This is a genomic window from Polynucleobacter sp. 39-46-10 (assembly GCF_002282275.1).
Genome location: NZ_NCJB01000562.1, coordinates 1 through 1022 on the forward strand (window position 1 = coordinate 1; position 1022 = coordinate 1022).

General features: G+C 47.6%; 1 protein-coding gene. It reads left to right on the forward strand.

The window, feature by feature from the left end; all coding sequences use genetic code 11:
• The coding region (locus B7X71_RS17740) for an aminopeptidase N C-terminal domain-containing protein (protein WP_293601713.1) at positions 1-911 on the forward strand (911 nt) is incomplete at its 5' end.
• Positions 912-1022: the final 111 nt, after the last annotated feature.

The following is a 1022-nucleotide window of genomic DNA, read 5'->3' on the forward strand; positions in this document are numbered from 1 at the left end:
GGGAGGCTGGCCAGAAGCTCGCCTTGCAGATGATCTTAGGCAATCGCTTGCCTGATAAAGCTCTGATTGAGGCTTATCGCACCCTCTTGACTGATCCGGACTTAGATCCTGCATTCAAAGAGTTGGCGCTGACTTTACCTGCCGAGACCTATCTGTATGAGCAGTGTGCAAGCGTTGATCCTCAGCAGATTTATGCTGCCCGTCGTGCTTTCCGCCATGCTATTGCCAGCGAGTTGAGAATTGAGTGGGCTGCCCTCTACCAGCAGATGCAGACTCCAGGATCATTTAACCCTGATGCAGCAAGTGCTGGTAAGCGTGCATTAAAGAATCTTGCGCTCAGCATGTTGCTCGAAGCGGATCCACTAATCTGGTCACCCATGGCAGTCAATCAATATCAGAATGCTGACAACATGACTGACCGATATGCAGCTCTAGCTGGTTTGGTGATTCATGGAAGTAAATCTGCAGCAGCTTGTCTGGAAGATTTTTATACCCGATTTGCTGATGATGCTTTAGTAATCGATAAGTGGTTTGCATTGCAATCCAGCAGACCCCCAGTCGCTAATGCTGAATCTACCTTGGATGTGGTTAAGCGTTTACGTGAGCACGAAGCTTTCAAGATGAATAACCCCAATCGAGTGCGCAGCGTTATTCATGCATTTTGTATGAATAATCCCGCCAGCTTCCATCAAAGCGATGGAAGTGGTTATGCATTTTGGGCGGAATCTGTTCTTGCCCTGGATCCAATTAACCCGCAGGTTGCTGCTCGTTTGGCAAGGGGTCTAGATCGTTGGCGCCACTTTGCCAAGCCTTACCAAGACCATATGCTGGCAGCCCTGAAGAAGGTCGATGCTTGCGAAACCCTCTCTCCAGATGTGAAAGAGGTGGTTTCTAAGGCTTTAGGCAATTAAGTCAGTTGGAACAAGGCAAAATAGAGCCCATACAGAAATAAACCCCATTACGGAGAAACTCCTTTTGAGCGCTTCAAGTACTTTTAATACCAATTTCAAGCAATATCTATC